Source organism: Pseudomonas sp. LBUM1671 (genome assembly GCF_059695685.1).
This window is the reverse complement of sequence record NZ_CP166782.1, coordinates 4,952,155-4,968,865: the sequence shown is the minus strand read 5'-3', so window position 1 is coordinate 4,968,865 and position 16,711 is coordinate 4,952,155. Positions and strand designations below refer to the sequence as shown.

The 16,711-nt window shown below is 57.7% G+C and carries 14 protein-coding genes; 1 reads left to right on the top strand and 13 read right to left on the bottom strand.

What is annotated here, in order from left to right; translation table 11 throughout:
- Nucleotides 1–184 precede the first annotated feature (184 nt).
- The 9 genes from ACA060_RS23010 to ACA060_RS22970 form a co-directional block, all read right to left on the bottom strand.
- Entirely contained in the window at nt 185–1,099 is a 915-nt protein-coding gene (locus tag ACA060_RS23010) for a glutamate/aspartate ABC transporter substrate-binding protein (RefSeq protein ID WP_109636201.1), read from the bottom strand.
- A 266-nt stretch (nt 1,100–1,365) separates the two neighbouring features.
- Nucleotides 1,366–2,634 (bottom strand): tryptophan permease, encoded by a 1,269-nt coding sequence (gene mtr / locus ACA060_RS23005; protein ID WP_497313388.1) that lies wholly within the window; start codon nt 2,632–2,634, stop codon nt 1,366–1,368.
- A gap of 108 nt (nt 2,635–2,742) precedes the next feature.
- Nucleotides 2,743–4,080, bottom strand: a complete 1,338-nt coding sequence (locus ACA060_RS23000) for an amidase family protein (protein ID WP_497313386.1) — start codon at nt 4,078–4,080, stop codon at nt 2,743–2,745.
- 42 nt (nt 4,081–4,122) lie between these two features.
- On the bottom strand, nt 4,123–5,832 hold the full coding sequence (locus tag ACA060_RS22995; protein WP_497313384.1) for an NAD(P)/FAD-dependent oxidoreductase: 1,710 nt from the start codon (nt 5,830–5,832) through the stop codon (nt 4,123–4,125).
- A gap of 17 nt (nt 5,833–5,849) precedes the next feature.
- Nucleotides 5,850–6,335 carry an aromatic-ring-hydroxylating dioxygenase subunit beta gene (locus tag ACA060_RS22990; RefSeq protein ID WP_497313382.1) on the bottom strand — a complete coding sequence of 162 codons (486 nt, stop codon included), beginning with the start codon at nt 6,333–6,335 and terminating at the stop codon, nt 5,850–5,852.
- Nucleotides 6,313–7,617: a Rieske 2Fe-2S domain-containing protein gene (locus ACA060_RS22985; RefSeq protein WP_497313380.1), complete on the bottom strand. Its 1,305-nt coding sequence runs from the start codon at nt 7,615–7,617 to the stop codon at nt 6,313–6,315. The genes ACA060_RS22990 and ACA060_RS22985 overlap by 23 nt, the downstream gene beginning before the upstream one ends.
- 13 nt (nt 7,618–7,630) lie before the next feature.
- Nucleotides 7,631–8,551 (bottom strand): flavin reductase family protein, encoded by a 921-nt coding sequence (locus ACA060_RS22980; protein WP_497313378.1) that lies wholly within the window; start codon nt 8,549–8,551, stop codon nt 7,631–7,633.
- A 34-nt stretch (nt 8,552–8,585) separates the two neighbouring features.
- Complete coding sequence (locus ACA060_RS22975) at nt 8,586–8,996, bottom strand: DUF4440 domain-containing protein (RefSeq protein WP_497313376.1); 411 nt, start codon at nt 8,994–8,996, stop codon at nt 8,586–8,588.
- Nucleotides 8,977–10,344 carry an MFS transporter gene (locus ACA060_RS22970; protein WP_109634460.1) on the bottom strand — a complete coding sequence of 456 codons (1,368 nt, stop codon included), beginning with the start codon at nt 10,342–10,344 and terminating at the stop codon, nt 8,977–8,979. Before ACA060_RS22970 ends, ACA060_RS22975 begins: the two co-directional genes overlap by 20 nt.
- Before the next feature lie 105 nt (nt 10,345–10,449).
- Here ACA060_RS22970 and ACA060_RS22965 point away from each other — a divergent pair, with 105 nt between their 5' ends.
- Nucleotides 10,450–11,337, top strand: a complete 888-nt coding sequence (locus ACA060_RS22965; RefSeq protein WP_497318338.1) for a LysR family transcriptional regulator — start codon at nt 10,450–10,452, stop codon at nt 11,335–11,337.
- Between the two features lie 63 nt (nt 11,338–11,400).
- Here the strand turns inward: ACA060_RS22965 and glpD are convergent, their stop codons facing one another.
- The 4 genes from glpD to ACA060_RS22945 form a co-directional block, all read right to left on the bottom strand.
- Nucleotides 11,401–12,939, bottom strand: a complete 1,539-nt coding sequence (gene glpD, locus ACA060_RS22960) for a glycerol-3-phosphate dehydrogenase (protein ID WP_497313374.1) — start codon at nt 12,937–12,939, stop codon at nt 11,401–11,403.
- A 317-nt stretch (nt 12,940–13,256) separates the two neighbouring features.
- The gene (locus tag ACA060_RS22955; protein WP_027922833.1) at nt 13,257–14,012 is read right to left on the bottom strand and encodes a DeoR/GlpR family transcriptional regulator; all 756 of its coding nucleotides are present in this window, start codon (nt 14,010–14,012) and stop codon (nt 13,257–13,259) included.
- An 83-nt stretch (nt 14,013–14,095) separates the two neighbouring features.
- Nucleotides 14,096–15,601, bottom strand: coding sequence for a glycerol kinase GlpK (glpK, locus tag ACA060_RS22950; protein ID WP_109634455.1), 1,506 nt, complete (start codon nt 15,599–15,601; stop codon nt 14,096–14,098).
- Between the two features lie 75 nt (nt 15,602–15,676).
- The gene (locus tag ACA060_RS22945; RefSeq protein ID WP_497313371.1) at nt 15,677–16,528 is read right to left on the bottom strand and encodes an MIP/aquaporin family protein; all 852 of its coding nucleotides are present in this window, start codon (nt 16,526–16,528) and stop codon (nt 15,677–15,679) included.
- Between the last annotated feature and the right edge of the window lie 183 nt (nt 16,529–16,711).

The following is a 16,711-nucleotide window of genomic DNA, read 5'->3' as shown; positions in this document are numbered from 1 at the left end:
CCCCTCAGATCGTTCGATGTACAAATGCCCGCCTGGGGAAGCTCCGTTCCCGCCCGACCTTGACGATCAGGCACACACGAGCGGCTCGACAGCCACCGGTTCGAGTGTTTCCAAAAATGCCAGCAGGGAGTGACTATCTCCTGAAAGGGTAGAGGCCCTCTCAGGAGATAAGGTTAGTCAGAAATCAGGACTTCTTGTCGTCAGCCGCTTTATCGGTCGGATTGGCGATCAGGGTCTTGAGCTCGTCGCTCATCGGGAAGTTCAGGTTCAAGCCCTTTGGCGGGATTGGCGACATGAACCATTTGTCGTAGATCTTGTTGATCTCGCCCGACTTGTAGGTCGCCACGATCGCGTCGTCGACAGCCTTCTTGAACGGCTCGTCGCCCTTGCGAACCATGCAGCCGTAGATTTCGTAGGATTGAGGAGTACCGGTCACTTCCCAGTCCTTCGCATTCTTGGCCTTGGCCGCTTCACCCGCCAGCAACGCGTCGTCCATCATGAAAGCCACTGCGCGGCCGGTTTCCAGCATCTGGAAGGACTCGCCGTGGTCTTTGGCGGAGATGACGTTCATGCCCATCTGCTTGTCGGCGTTCATCGACTTGAGGATGCGCTCGGACGTGGTGCCCGCGGTGGTCACGACGTTCTTGCCTTTGAGGTTGTCGAAGTCCTTGTACGCGGAGTCTTTCTTGGAGAGAAGACGCGTACCGATTTCGAAGATGCCGACGGAGAAGGCCACTTGCTGCTGACGTTCTACGTTGTTGGTGGTGGAGCCGCATTCGACGTCCACGGTGCCGTTCTGCACCAGCGGGATACGGGTTTGCGAGGTTACGAGGTTGTATTTGACCTGGAGGTTCGGCATGTCCAGGTCTTTCTTGATGGCTTCGACGATTTTCAGCTGGATATCGTGGGAGTAGCCGACCGGTTTGCCGGAAGCGTCCGCGATATAGGAAAACGGGATGGAAGCGTCACGATGCCCGAGGGTGATCACACCGGACTCTTTGATCTTCTTCAGTGTGCCGGTGAGTTCGGCAGCGAAAACTGGAGTGCTAATCAGAGCGGCAGCAATGGCTGCGCCCAGGATATGGGGAACGATGCGCATCAAATTTTCCTCGACATTGTTTTTTTTATGGAGCCAGTTCATCGGCCCTTTTGTGCTTCGAATGCCTGACGGCTCCTGAAGTGGGGTGCAACAGGCATTCGTCCAAGAGTGTAGAGCATGACTCGTGCCAGGCCAGGCGAGATAGATCAAGTTATTGATTTATAAGGGTATTAAATATTTATGGCGCTGATTTTGGCGAAGGATAATCCGGTAAACCGAATCGACCGACAGGTCGCGTTCGGAAAACCGAATGGCGTTTGAGACCGCTAGCGCCACACCGGCAACAAATCCAATGAAAACAGCACATGTGAAATCGCGCTGATCACGCCGAAAAACAATATCAGGGCAATCATGGGCTGGCCTCCCCAGACGCGATACCGCGGGCTGCCAAAGCGCTTGCGTGATGCGCTGGCCAGCAATGCCGGGGTAATGACGGCCCAGAGGGTCGCCGCCAGACCGGCGAAACCGATGGCATGGATAAACCCTTCTGGCCACAACAGCCCGCAGAGCATAGGTGGTAGGAAGGTGGTGGCTGCGGTTTTCAGGCGACCTCGCGGGCTGTCGTCAAACCCCAGCACATCGGCCAGATAATCGAAGAGCCCCAAGGACACGCCGAGAAAGGAGCAGGCGACGGCGAAGTTGGAAAAAAGGCTGAGGAATACATCGATTTTCGCACTGTTGAGCATCGCCCCCAGCGCGCTGATCAGCACGTCGATATTGCCGCCACGCTGAGCGATATCCTTGAACCCGTCCCGGGGAATGTTGCCCATGCTGCAAACCATCCAGACAACGTACAGCCCAAGCGCGATGAGGGTGCCGCTGACCAGGCAGGCACGGATACGCTGCGGGTCTTTGCCGAAGTGTTTCATCAGGCTGGGAACGTTGCCGTGAAAACCGAAGGAGGTCAGGCAGAAGGGCAGGGTCATCAGCAGGTAAGGAAGGTAGTGGCTATCCGTGGCGTTTCGATTGAGCAGTGTCGCCGGTTGCACGTGATCGAGCAGCCCGCCGAAGGTCAGGAAGAACGCGATGATCTTTGCACCGAAGATCACTGTGGTCACCCGGCTCACCGCTGCCGTGCTCAGCCACACGATGAGCGCGACCGTCAGGGTGAAATACAAGCCCCCGGCGCGTGCCGACAGATTCACTCCCAATGATTGGGCGCTGTGATGAATCACCGAACCGCTGGCCGAGATGTAGGCGTAGGTCAGCGTGTACAGGACAAAGACGATGCTCAAGCCGTTCAACACATTCCAGCGACGACCCAACAGGTCTTTGGTGATCGTTGAAAAACTGGCACCGGAACGATAGTTAAGGTTGGCCTCAAGAATCATCAGGCCGGAATGCAAGGTGCAGAACCAGGCAAACAACAGGACCGCGACGGAGCCGTAAAACCACAGGCCGGACATGACGACCGGCAGCGAAAACATGCCGGCACCGACGATGGTGCCACCGATCATCATGGCGCCGCCGAGCACCGAGGGCGACCGTTCGAGTGCGACGGGGGGAGCGGAAGTGGACGTAGAAGTGCTGCGCATGGCAAGGCCTGCATTTGAGTTATTAGAGGGCTGTTCTTTCGGCGGGCCAGGTTGCAGGCGCGCGTGAGAAAGGATCAGCGCCATTCAGTGAATGGCGCCGACAGCGCGTTAACGCATGGCCAGCAAACGGGATAATTGGCGGGATCTCTCCAGCAGCAAGCTGTCCTGCCCGGGCAACGCGTCGAACGAGAGCCCCACCGGCAGCGAGTGTTTTTCCGCTACCGGCACGGTGACACTGGGCGCCGCCAGGTTGCTCGCCGGGTCGGTGTTGCGCACGAAGGTCTCGAAGTTGCTTTCTGCCTCGCACTCCGTGAGCAACGGTGCCGTACAGCTGACGGTGGGGTAGGCAATCACATCCAGTTGATGGGCGTTGAACAGACGGCTGTATTCACGACTCAGCTGCAGTTTGCTCATCAATGCCTGTACATAGTCGGTGTAGGAAATCGCCGGGCTCTCAAGTTGCGCCGTCAGTATTTTCTTGATGCCCGGGTCCCGGATCTGCGCCAGGATGCTCAAAAATTGGTCGCCCCAGCCTTCTTTCATCAAGAAGCGCGGGAAGTCGATAAAGAACTCGTAAATAGGTAATGGGAATTGAATGCTCTCATTGATTTCCCCGATCAACAGGTCATCGACCGGAACCAGCTCCACGCCCCGATCTGCCAACACCTCGATAGCCGCGAAGCAGTCGCGTCGGACTTTTTCGTCGAGGTCGGCCCAGAAGAATTTTTCCGGTATGCCCACCCGTAGGGGTCTGTTGTCGTCCGGGGGCGCTGGGTGGTTCCCGGTCAGGTGACGGTGGATGTACTGACAGTCTTGCAGTGTGCGGGTCAGTAGCCCTGGCGTGTCCTTGGTCTGGGAAACGGGCACGATGCCGTCCACCGGGTAACACCCTGTGGTGGGGCGAAACCCGACGATCCCGCAGAACGCCGCGGGTATGCGCACTGACCCGCCGGTGTCGGTACCCACGGCGCAGGGCACAAGACCGGCTGCGACGGCTGCCGCACAACCACCGCTGCTGCCGCCCGCGCTGTAGCGTTCGTCAGCCGGGTTGACCACGGCGCAGTAAGTTTGGTTGGCCGACGTCACCCCGAACGACAGTTCATGCATGTTGTTCTTGCCAACGACCCTCGCGCCCAGCGTCTTGAAACGCTCGACAATCCCGGCATCGGACAACGGGTAGTAAGCAGCGAGCCCCGGCGTTCCTGCGGTGGTCGGCATGCCGCTGACATTGATGTTGTCCTTGAAGGAAACGGGAATGCCATACAGGCTCGCCTCCCGGTCGGCCCCGAGGGCAACCTCGAACGCCGTCGGGTCGAACGTGATGAAGCTGTTCAGGTGTTGATGATCAAACTGTTTATCGCGCAGGGATTGGTGCCAGGCATCCAGGCAATGGCGACCACTGCGAAATCCGCTGACGAGTTCTTCAATTGAAAGCTGGCTGTACATAAAACGGTCTCGGCGATAGAGAGGAGGCTTGCGATGAAGGCATCAGCAATAGCGGTATTGAGCGTGCAGTCCGTCCAGCGGATTGTCGGCAATCAAGTCGCCACCCAGACTGCTGATCACCGCACAGGCACCGTTGAGTGCTGTTTGAATGGCGCCTTCCGCCCAGCCACCGGTGAAAGAGCAGCCGCACCCGGCGAGGTACAACCCCGTGTCCTGCTGTGGATCGAGGGCCGTTTTGAATTGATAGAACAAGCGTTCCGAGTAGATATCGTCACCCGGAAAGTTGAGTTTGAAGGCGCCCAGCGAATGCTTGTCGGTCAGCCAGTCATACTCCAGGACATAGCGCTGGTAGTTGCCATTGAGCGGTAGAAGGTGGCTGGCAAACTCAGGTGCGCTCATGGCCAGTTCATCGACAAGGCGCAAGCAGCGTTGAACTTTGTCGGTCATAGAAACCATCTTGTGGGAGTCGTCTTCCCAGGTGTAACTGATCAATACCACGCCCCAGGACTCAGGGTCCTGCGGTGCGTAATCGAGGCAATACACGCCCTTCACCAAGGTGTCTGTCTGGATGTTCTGTGGCAGCCCGTGTTTCAACCAGAACTTGGCTTTGGTCAGGATGAACAGCTTGGACGAACCGACCATGTGGGTTTCGTTGATCGCCCGGGCCACGTCACGATTCACGAAGGCCTGGTTCTGTGTGAGCTTCATGTTCACTTGCAGCGCCCGGGTGGTCGTCGTGGTGATCACCCGGTCGCAGGCATAGGTTTCACCATTGCTGCCGGCCAGCAGGATTTCACCGTTATTGCCCTTGTTGATGGACTCGATGCGGGTGCGGCAGATTCGGTCGCGCAGGGGCATGCCGTGGAATGACGTATCGGCAATCAACTCCGACAGCGATGAGATGCCCATCGGCACCAGCCGTTGATTGACTTCGAGGCCATTGACCACGAGCCGCAGAATCTCGGTAAAGGAGGCGCGGTATACCGATTGGAAACCGCCCGAGCCGATCCCCAGTGAACCGAATAGATGAAAGTCTTCGGGTTTGCGCCACGGTTGTCCGCCGGGCGGGTTGCTGCCGGTGAAAATCTGCACCATGGCCGAATAGAACGAGCTGTCGCCGAAGTAATCCAGATAGCGTTGCCATTCCGGCTGCACTTCCGCGTAGTTGTGTTGCTTGAGTAACTCGGTCAGTAACAACGGTGGCGCCAGGCAGGTGCCGTCATCGAAGGTCACGCCCTCTTTCAAAAACGCACTCCAGCCCCGATGGACCGTGCTGAAAATCGCAGGTGGAGGCTGCATGGCCGCCCAGTGATGAGTCTCACCGCGGTAGTGGATTTCGGTGTCCACGACACCGGGGTCGGGAAACGCTTCAGTGGTTTCGATGCCAAACCGGTTCAGGTAGTGAAACAACCCGACCTCGCTGGGAGGAAAGCGCATCGCGCCCATTTCGGCGATGAATTGCGGGTGGTCATCGTCAAAGCGCTGGGTCAGCAAGCGCCCGCCCAAGTGTTCTTCGGCGGCCTCGAACAGCGTGACTCGCTGGGCACCGGCACGGAGCAGTTCGTAGGCGGCGACCAGCCCGGTCAGCCCGGCGCCGACAATGCCGATGTGTTTATTGGCCGTTTCGGGTGGCAAGTAACCGATCGCATCACTGGCATTGCGCAAAAACTGGCCGTAGTCGTACAACAGGTCGACATACGGAAAAGAACCGGGAAATGTGGCTTCGTCGAAGCCGGTAGTCATAACGTTCACGTGTGATTCTCGATAAATCAGATGATTAACTGCAGGCTTTCAATCGCTCGGGAGGGATTGAGCAGAAGTACTTTTTTGCCTTGGATTTTCCAGGTGCCTTCGACGTTAATCAGTTGATGCTCGACGGTGACCGGGTAATGCCATTCGCTGTCCCCTCGGGCTTCGCAATAGAGCATGTTGGTGCTACTCGATGCGCTCAGTTCGTCGTCTTCCAGACGGATCAACGAACACTGGGCAATATGCAAACTGCGACTCTTGGGCTGTTGCGAGTAGTTGCGCGCGTTGGCCAATCGGTTGATGCGCAGCGTGGTCAGAAACCGGTCTTCATACAGCAGCGAGGACTCATGAATAGGGCTGGTCTGTTCTCGTCGCAACGGAATCCAGTAGGTGTAGTCGGGGGTCAGCAGTTGTTGCCAGGCACTGAAGTCTTGTTGGTCCAGTAGCTGGATTTCGCTGGCGATCAACTGTTCGATGGCGTGTTTATTGTTCTGATCGAGTTGCATGGTTATCCCGCATCAAGTGCTGCCAGCTGTTGTAAAAATTGCGCATCGCCATTTCGCTGGTGCCCGAAACCACCTGGGTCCGCTCATAGGATTCGGTCGATTCAAAGAGTCGCGCCACGTTGACCCACTCGTTGGAATCACTGCGCAATCCCTCCGTCGCCCGCTCGTACATTTCCACATCGTCGTGGGCGACCATCGAGCAAGGGGAATTGATCAGGTTGTTGTACTGGACGGTTCGTTCCAGCAACTGGATGGGGGCGCCCACCAATTCAAAGATCCACGACTCGACCACCGTCTCCTGAGCGCTGATCGGCTTGATCACCCGCAACGTCTGGATCGGGCCCTTGACCATCAGGTTCGGGAAATAGACGGTGTTGTGTCGGGTGTCTTCGAGAATCTCGGTGGCCTGGCGTTCGCCATAGCTCTGGACCATCAAGTCCCAATAACCCGGAATATCGGCATAGGCTTTATGGATTGAGTTGCTGACGCCGGTATGCCCGTGGCCGTTGGGCCAGATGCGAATACCCATGTTGGCGAAGAACTCGTAGGACGCCATGAACGGTGAAAATAGCTCGACCGCCATGGGCGAAGGGCTGCTCTGGTCGCTGGTTTCCTTCCACAAGCGAATCGCTTCGCCCGCCGAGGACTCATGGGCAATCATCGGGTGACAGGTGTCGGTCTGGTTATCGACCACCATTTTCCAGTTGCAGCGATGGCGGTGCAGGAGCGGCGGGCCAACGACGCGCAACTGGCCCAGGGGCGAGCGCAGCACCATGTTGTCCAGCGTCGATAACGACTCGCCAAAAAAGGTGTTGAAGTCGATGCCTTCTGCCTGGAGGCGGACAAATACAAAACCGCGATAGTTCTCCACCGCCGCGACGGCTTGCATGCCTTTGTGGGCGGAGCACGCGCTGAGGTCGCAATCGTCGTATTCCTTTTTCATCGGAATACTCAGCAGTTCGCCATCGGTCTTGAAGGTCCACGCATGGTAAGGGCAGCGGATAAACCGACCGACATTGCCGCGAGGCTCGGCCAGCACTTTCACGCCTTTGTGCGGGCAGCGGTTGTGCAGGACAACGATGTCGCCATTTTTTTGCCGGACCATTGCCAAGGGTTGCTGTGCAATGTCAGTGGTGAAAAAGTCGCCGGGCTGCGGGATCAGACTGTCGTGCCCCACGTAACACCAGCTGGCGGCGAAGACGCTGTGTTGTTCCTGGTCGAAGAGCTGTTGATCAAGGTAGAGCGATTTATGCACTTCTCTGCCGTTGAAGTAATTGTCCAAACGGTGTTCCTCGTTAGATCGCCAGCTTCAGGCGTTGGCTTTTGGCCCGGGAGACGCAGGGATAAATCCTTGCGCTGCAGGCAGCTTCTTTTTCGCTCATGATGAAGTCGCGATGGTCGACTTCACCCTCAAGGACCTCCAGCGCGCAGACACCGCACTCACCGCGTCGGCAGTCGTAGAGCGGATCCAGGCCGGCCGCCTCCAGCGCCTCCAGCAAGGTTTGGTCTTGATTGACGTTGACGCTGATACCCGACTCGACGGCGTCAATCACAAAGGCCGACGCATCGTCTTCCCGAACCACGTTGAAGATTTCAAAATGGATGCGCTCGCGCGCCAGGCCACTGGCCTCGGCATGGCAAAACACGTCGTTGAGCATCGCCTGCGGACCGCAGACGTAGAGCCGGTCGTGTGGTGCCAGATCTGCGAGCACCTGACTGACAGCGGGGCGGCCATCGGGTTTATTGGAGAAGTGCAAGTGCAGGCGTTCCTGCAACAGTGCCTGCAGGGGCAAGGCATAGGCCGCGTCGTCGTCGTTCCTGGCGAAGTAGTGCAGGTGTGCGCTTCGATTCAATGACGTCAGGTGATGAAGGATCCCGGTCAGCGGCGTAATGCCGATGCCGCCGGCAATCGCAATGTCCCTGCCGACGCCTTCAGTGAGCGGGTAGGTGAACGTATTGAACGGGCCATCGAGCTGCACCGTGTCGTTGATTGCCAGCGAACGAATGTAGCGACTGCTGGCCGAGTCGGCCGTGAGCCGGATGGCAAAGACGACGCTGCCTTGCGCCGTCATGCGGTCCGCCAGTTGTACCGCCGAGTAGTGCCGCCATTCATTCAGTTCGGGGATGAACCATTTGAAATGCGCGCCCGCATCCAGCGCGGCATGCCCTGGTGTTTGCGGGCTGACGGTGATTTCTTTGATAGAGGCCGAGAGCATTCGGCAATCAGTGATTGTGTAGTTCATACGAAAATCAGCTTTCCTGGCTTAGCGGCGTTTCATGCAGGTAGATCCATTGGGCGTTGTGGTGATGCAGGCCAATGATCGCCACCGAAATCCGTGAGCTTTCGCGCTGGTCCAGGCGATGGGTTTCCTTGTAGCGGATCGCCACGCTGGCGCCTTCTTGCCACACCGTCTGCAGGTCGCTGATGACGATTTCCAGGCCCGGTTTGGCGCCGATTGCACCCTTGAACATCTGTTCGACCGTCGCCCGGCTGACGATGGCGGCCGAGGTGGTGACCATGGTGAAGTGCTCGGCGAATGCCGACATCAGCGGCTCGAGCGCGGCCTGCCCCTTACCGTTGGCGTCGGTGAACAGGGTGTGGATCAGCTCGTGCACGTGATGAATGCTGTGGTGCGCCTGTTCAACTATTTTGTTGTGCATGACAGTCCTTTTGAGTGTTCAACTGACTCAGTTGAAAGAGTGGGAACAGGCCCACCAGCGCGGCAATGGCGAACGTCACGTGGTAGGCCTGGGTGGTATCGAAATGCTTCAGGAGCAGGTTGAAAACCATCAGGAAGAGGGCGGCGCCGATGCTGAATGACATCTGTCGGTTGATGTTCCAGATGACACTGGCCTTGTGCGTGTCACTGCCCTCGAAATCCATCAACGACGTGGTTTGTGCTGTGTTGGCTCCGATGCCGCCGCCGATCCCCATCAAGCTGTAGGCGATGACAATCACCAGAAGGTCTGAGGGATTGTTCACCAGTAGCAGGGTGGCAATGCCGGCGCTGTGCAACAGCATGCCGAGGGCAAACAGGCGCTTTGCGCCCATCCGGTTGTAGACCCGGCCACAGATCAGCATCGCGATGAACGCGCCGATGGCGTAGAGGATCATGAACATCCCTGTCAGGCGGGCGCTGAAGTGCAGGGTGTTTTGCAGGAAGAAGATGCTCATCAAGTTGACCCCCGTGAACACACCGGGAATCGCGTAATAGATAAAGATGGAGGTGCTGAGTTTTTTGCTTTTGAGCAGGCTCAGTTCAATGATCGGGTTTTTGCAGGTGCGGTAATGCAGCCCGTACAGCACCACGAAAGCAACGCCGGCCATGACGAAGAGGGCGGCCACCCATGCCGGAGCATCGCCGCCGTACAACGACATGCCCATCAGCAGGCTGCCGAGTGCTGCGCTGACCAGCAGCAAGCCCTTGATGTCGGGTCGGGGCAAACTCGTCGGCCGCGCTTCGTTAATCCAGAACCAGGACAGCACTGCCGCGATCAGCGAGAACGGGATGTTGCTGTAGAACACCCAGCGCCAGGAGCTGCTGTCGACGATGACTCCGCCGATGGTTGGTGAAATGGCGGGCGCTATCAGGGCAACGGCCATGACCAAGGTGGATATTTTCGCCCGCTGCTCACCCTTGAACAGGTTGAACGTCAGCGCCTGGCCGACTGGAATCAACAGGCCACCGCCAATCCCCTGGACGAAGCGCCAGATCACCAGCTCGTTGAAACTGTTGGCCAGCCCGCACATCCACACGGAACCTGTGAACACGAGCATCGAGGCGGTGAGGATTTCCCGGCTGCCAAAACGACCGGCCAACCAGGTGCTGACCGGAATGATCAGCGTCAGTCCCAGAATATAAGCATTGGCCACCCAGGCAACGTCTGAAGTACTAACGTGCAGCGCCGCCGATATACTCGGTAATGCGACCGCTGACATAAAGATGTTAATGCAGTCTATAAAAAAGCCGATGAGAAATATCAGTGCAACTTTGTAGCGATAGGTCATGGTGTTTCCCCTTTGCCGCAAAGCATAGGGGCGGTGGACTTGAGCTGTCGATACGACTATCCTTGAAACAATGTTTGACAGGATTTAACAGTGAGCCATATTGCTATGCACACCCATCTTAATCGGGTCCAGACTTTTCTGGCGGTGGTCGATTTTGGTTCTTATACCAAGGCGGCCAATTACCTGAGCATCAGCAAAGCCATGGCCAGCCTGCATGTCAAGGCGCTGGAGGACGTACTGTCAGCGACGCTGTTGATTAGAAATACCCGAAATATATCCCTCACCGAAATCGGTCAGGACTTTTATGAAGAGTTCAAAGGTGTTGTCGCGGACATCGATAACGCCTTTGATAATGTATTAAAAGGGCATAACCGAGTTTCCGGGAAGTTGCGCTTAAGTTCCACCAGTGAGTACGGTGAGGCGTATATTCTGCCATTGATTCCGCAATTCATAGAGCGCTACCCGGAGATAAAACTCTGTTATAACTTTAACTCGTCACTCAATGACCTGGTGGCGGAAAAGTTAGACCTGGTTATCCGTTTGGGCAACTTGGCGGACTCGGCATTCAAGAGCCGTAAACTGGCGGATTATGAAATTGTCCTGGTGGCTACCGAGGCGTTTCTTGCGCGTCACCCGGTGCAAAATCCTCAGGACCTGAATTCGCTGCCGTGGATTGCCAACAGCAACTTGCAGGCACCGACCCAGTGGACGTTGCGCCATCCACAATTGGGGACTGTCGAGATCAACGGGATCAATCAGTATGAATCCAACTCATCCACGGCCATCCGCTCCATGACGTTGTCGTCGCTGGGTGTTTCGGTGCTGCCCGCGTGGGTGGTCAAGGATGACATCGCCAGCGAGCGGCTGATCCGTCTGTTGCCCGACTATTCGCTGCCCTCGCAGTCCGTCAGCGTGGTGTTCCCCAACAGCCCGCATCTGCCCCACAAATCGAGGGCGTTCATTGATTTCCTGCTGCTGCATCTGGCGCAATGAGCCCCTGCAAAAAAGCCCCTGAATCGTGAGATTCAGAGGCTTTCGTTCAAGCGGGTTTTGCTATCAGGCCGCTTCGATCTTGCTGCGGTTCTGCTCGACCTTGCTCAGGTAATCCGCCAGTTTCTGCTGTTCCGCCGGGGTGGTGAACAGGCCCAGCTTGCTGCGGCGCCACAGGATGTCATGGGCGGTGGTCGCCCATTCTTCGCTGCACAGGTAATCGACTTCGCGGGTGTAGAGACCGCCGCCGATGTGTTCGCCCAGGTCGCTCAGGTTCTGCACGCCTTCCAGCATGCGCCAGGTGCGGCTGCCATAGGTGGTTGCCCAGCGGCGGGAAATTTCGGTTGGCACCCAGTCGAACTTGTCGCGAATCAGCGAGCTCAACGCTTGCGGGGTGGTCATGTCTTCGCCGCCCGGCAGGGTGGCGCTGACGGTCCAGGTGGGCTTGATGTGCGAGAAGTACGGCGCCAGTTGTGCCAGCGCCGACTCGGCCAGTTTGCGGTAGGTGGTCAACTTGCCGCCGAACACCGACAGCAACGGCGCTTCCTCGCCAGTACCCGACAGCGCCAACGTGTAGTCGCGGGTGACGGCCGACGGGTTGTCGGATTCGTCGTTGCACAGCGGACGAACACCGGAATAGCTGTGCAGAATGTCGTCGCGGCTGATCCGCTTCTTGAAGTGCGCGTTGACTACTTTCAACAGGTAATCGGTTTCGCCTTCGGTGATCGCTACCTTTGCCGGATCGCCGGTGTACTCGCGGTCGGTGGTGCCGATCAGGGTGAAGTGGTTCAGGTACGGAATGGTGAAGACGATGCGCTGATCTTCGTTTTGCAGAATGTGCGCGTGTTCGCCTTCATACAGTTTCGGCACGATCAGGTGGCTGCCCTGGATCAGACGAATGCCGTACGGCGATTCCATCTTCAGGTCGTCACGAATGAACTTGGCGACCCATGGGCCGGCGGCGTTCACCAGCGCTTTGGCGCGGATCGAAAACAGGCTGCCATCGGCGCGTTCCAGGTGCAGATGCCACAAACCCTTGGTACGACGGGCGCTGACGCAACGGGTCTGGGTGTGAACGTGGGCGCCTTTCTCGCGGGCGGCCATGGCGTTCAGCACCACCAAGCGAGCATCGTCGACCCAGCAATCGGAGTATTCGAAGCCTTTGGTGATTTCACTTTTCAGCGGGCTGTCCGGACCGAACTTTAGGCTTTTCGAGCCTTCGAGTTTTTCCCGCTTGCCGAGGTGGTCATACAGGAACAGGCCGGCGCGGATCATCCAGGCCGGACGCAGGTGCGGACGGTGCGGCAGCACGAAGCGCATTTGTTTGACGATGTGCGGCGCCTTGGCCAACAGCACTTCGCGTTCGGCAAGGGCTTCGCGCACCAGGCGGAATTCGTAATGTTCGAGGTAGCGCAGGCCACCATGGATCAGCTTGCTGCTGGCCGATGACGTGTGGCTGGCCAGGTCATCCTTTTCGCAAAGGAACACCGAGAGACCGCGACCGGCGGCATCCGCTGCGATCCCCACGCCATTGATCCCACCACCGATGACGGCGATGTCGTAGACCTCAGCGAGAGGGGGCGTAGGCAAGGTAGAAGTGGGCATCGGCTGGCCTCGGGCTCTTTTGATTTTCTGTATTGGAATACGAACATTAATGTTCATTTGCGAAAATAGTAGCCCATTAAACCGCCCACAGCCAGTCAACTTCGATTGAAAATACTGATCGAAGGGCCGAGAAAGGAAAATTTACGAACATTTAGGTCGTTGCGAAGAACATATGTGGCGAGGGGATTCATCCCCGTTCGGCTGCAAAGCAGTCGTCAAACCACCACACGAGGTGTATCAGAAATACCGTAGTTGCAGGTTCTAGGGCTGCTGCGCAGCCCAACGGGGATAAATCCCCTCGCCACAGGGGAGGGGGGTTAAACCACTTCCAGCCGAATCTTGTGCTGACTCAACAACTGCGCCAACGCCGGCACAGGCTGCTGATCGGTCACCAGGCAATCAATCAAACTGATCGGCCCCAGGCGAATCATGGCGTTGCGCCCGAATTTGCTGGAGTCAGCCGCCAGGATCACCTTCCGGGCATTGGCGATGATCGCCTGCGACACCCGCACTTCCTGGTAATCGAAGTCCAGCAGGCTGCCGTCTTCATCGATACCGCTGATGCCGACCAAGGCGAAATCGACCTTGAACTGGTTGATGAAGTCGACACTCGCCTGACCGACCACACCGCCATCGCGCCGCACATTGCCACCGGTCAGCAGAACGTCGAAGTCGTCCTTGGCGCTGAGCATCGAGGCCACGTGCAAGTTGTTGGTGATGATCTTCAGGTGATTGTGATTGAGCAGCGCCCGGGCAATCGATTCGGTGGTGGTGCCGATATTGATAAACAGCGAGGCGTGATCCGGGATCTGCGCCGCAATGGCTTCGCCGATACGCTGCTTTTCATCGCGCATCTGGTCGGCGCGCATGGCGTAGGCGGTGTTTTCGACACTGGAATCGTAGGCTGCGCCGCCGTGGTAGCGACGCAACAAATTGGCTTCCGCGAGCTGATTGATATCGCGGCGGATGGTCTGCGGTGTAACGACGAACAGCGTGGCCATTTCCTCGATGCTGACATAGCCGCGTTCGCGGACCAGTTCGAGGATTTGCTGCTGACGGGGAGGCAGATTCATGGGGCTTCCTTTGGCTGCCGTGCAAAATTTGCCCATGATGCCGCAGGAATCTGCTCCCGACCAGTTACAACCCTGTTGTTGGCTTATTCAGCGCCTTCATGCGGTTCCCAGTCGCGGGTGCGGCTGACGGCTTTTTTCCAGCCGGCGTAGAGTTTTTCCTTGGCGGTTTCGTCCAGGGTCGGTTCGAATTCGCGTTCGATCACTGCCTTGCCGCGCAACTCATCCAGGCTGCCCCAGAAGCCGCACGCCAGACCAGCCAGGTAAGCGGCGCCCAGTGCGGTGGTTTCACGCATTTGCGGACGCTCGACCTGAGTGCCGAGGATGTCGGCCTGGAACTGCATCAGGAAGTTGTTGGCGACCGCGCCACCGTCCACACGCAGGGATTTCAGGCGTTCGCCGGAATCCTGTTGCATGGCGTCGAGCACGTCGCGGGTCTGGTAGGCAATCGACTCCAGCGCGGCGCGAATGATGTGATCCACGCGTACGCCGCGGGTCAGGCCGAACAATGCACCACGGGCATACGGGTCCCAGTACGGCGCGCCGAGGCCAGTAAAGGCAGGTACCAGGTACACGCCGTTGCTGTCCTTGACCTTGTTGGCGAAGTATTCGGTGTCGTGGGCGTCGTTGATGATCTTCAGTTCGTCACGCAGCCACTGAACGGTCGAACCACCATTGAACACTGCGCCTTCCAGCGCGTAAGCCACTTCGCCGCGCGGGCCGCAAGCGATGGTGGTGAGCATGCCGTGCTTGGACTTCACGGCTTTGTCGCCGGTGTTCATCAGCAGGAAGCAACCGGTGCCGTAGGTGTTTTTTGCCTGGCCTGGCTCGACGCACATCTGGCCGAACAGTGCCGCTTGCTGATCGCCGGCGATACCGCCGATGGCGATGCCGCTTTTGGTGTGCCCGTAGATTTCCGACGAGGACTTCACTTCCGGCAGCATCTCGCGCGGGATATCCAGCACCTCCAGCATCTTCGCGTCCCACTCAAGTGTGTGGATGTTGAAGAGCATGGTGCGCGAGGCGTTGGTGTAGTCGGTGACGTGCACCTTGCCGCCGGTAAATTTCCAGATCAGCCAGCTGTCGACGGTGCCGAACAGCAGTTCGCCTTTGCGCGCACGTTCGCGGCTGCCTTCGACGTTGTCGAGGATCCACTTGAGTTTGGTGCCGGAGAAGTACGGGTCAGTGACCAGGCCGGTGGTTTCGCTGATGTATTGCTCGTGGCCATCGCGCTTGAGCTGCTGGCAGATCTCGGTGCTGCGGCGGCACTGCCAGACAATCGCGTTGTAGATCGGGCGGCCGGTGGTCTTGTCCCAGACCACGGTGGTTTCGCGCTGGTTGGTGATGCCGATGGCCGCGACCTGGTCGTGATGCAGGCCGGCTTGCGCCAGGGCCTCGACCATCACGGCGCTTTGGGTGGCGAAGATTTCCATCGGGTCGTGTTCGACCCAACCGGCTTGCGGGTAATGCTGGACGAATTCGCGCTGGGCGGTGCAGACCACGTTCGCGTCACGATCGAAAATGATCGCGCGGGAGCTGGTCGTACCCTGATCGAGGGCAATGATGTAGTTCTTATTCTGAATGTCGGTCATGTCGATTGCCTTGGACGAAAAAAGGGAGAAAGGTCCGGCGCGAGATCAAATGGGCAGGATCACGCGCCTACGGTATCAAGAAGTTCTTGGTTTGCCGTCAATGGCCGGTGTTACGTCCTGTGTAGCAGGTAGGGCGCTGGGCAGATGACGGGCAATCAGCCCGCGATAGGCGGCAGCACCGAGGCAGGCACCGACAATCGGTGCAAAAATCGGAATCAGGAAATACGGGATATCGCGGCCACCGGTGAGGGAAATTTCACCCCAGCCGGTGAAGAAAGTCATCAGCTTCGGACCGAAATCTCGCGCCGGGTTCATCGCAAAACCGGTGAGCGGGCCCATCGAGCTGCCAATCACGGCGATCAGTAAACCGATCAGCAGCGGCGCCAGAGGGCCTTTTGGCAGACCATTGTTGTCGTCGGTCAGGGACATGATCACGCCCATCAGGATGGCGGTGATGATCACCTCAACCAGAAACGCCTGGGCGGTGGACAGGGCCGGGTTGGGGAAGGTGGAAAACACCGACGCCAATTCGAGGCTGGCCTGGGTGCCACGAACCATATGGTGAGTTTGTTCGAAATCGAAGAATAGATTGCTGTACAGCGTGTACACCAAAAATGCGCCGCAGAACGCGCCAGCAACTTGAGAGAGGATATAGAACGGCAGTTTGCGCTTTTCGAAGTCAGCGAAAATGCTCAGGGCGATGCTGACGGCAGGATTGAGGTGAGCCCCGGAAACCCCGGCGGTCAAGTAAATCGCCATGCTCACGCCGACGCCCCAGATGATGCTGATTTCCCACAGGCCAAAGCTGGCACCCGCGACCTTGAGCGCAGCAACGCAACCGGTGCCGAAAAATATAAGCAGTGCAGTGCCCAGAAACTCGGCCATGCATTGGCTTGAGAGCGACGGTTGTTGTAAAGCAGTTGTCATTGGAAACCTCGTTTTTGTTGTTGTCTGGCGCTTCTTTCGTCATGGCCAAAGCGCGTTTTCCACCGAGGCAGAATCCCCATCCTGTTCTCGGCCTAATGCTGGGGTGCTGCGATGACACATTCGTACAGTATTCAGATTCGAAAAAATATAGACAAGAAACGCTGCTGTCAAAGGTCGAAAGTG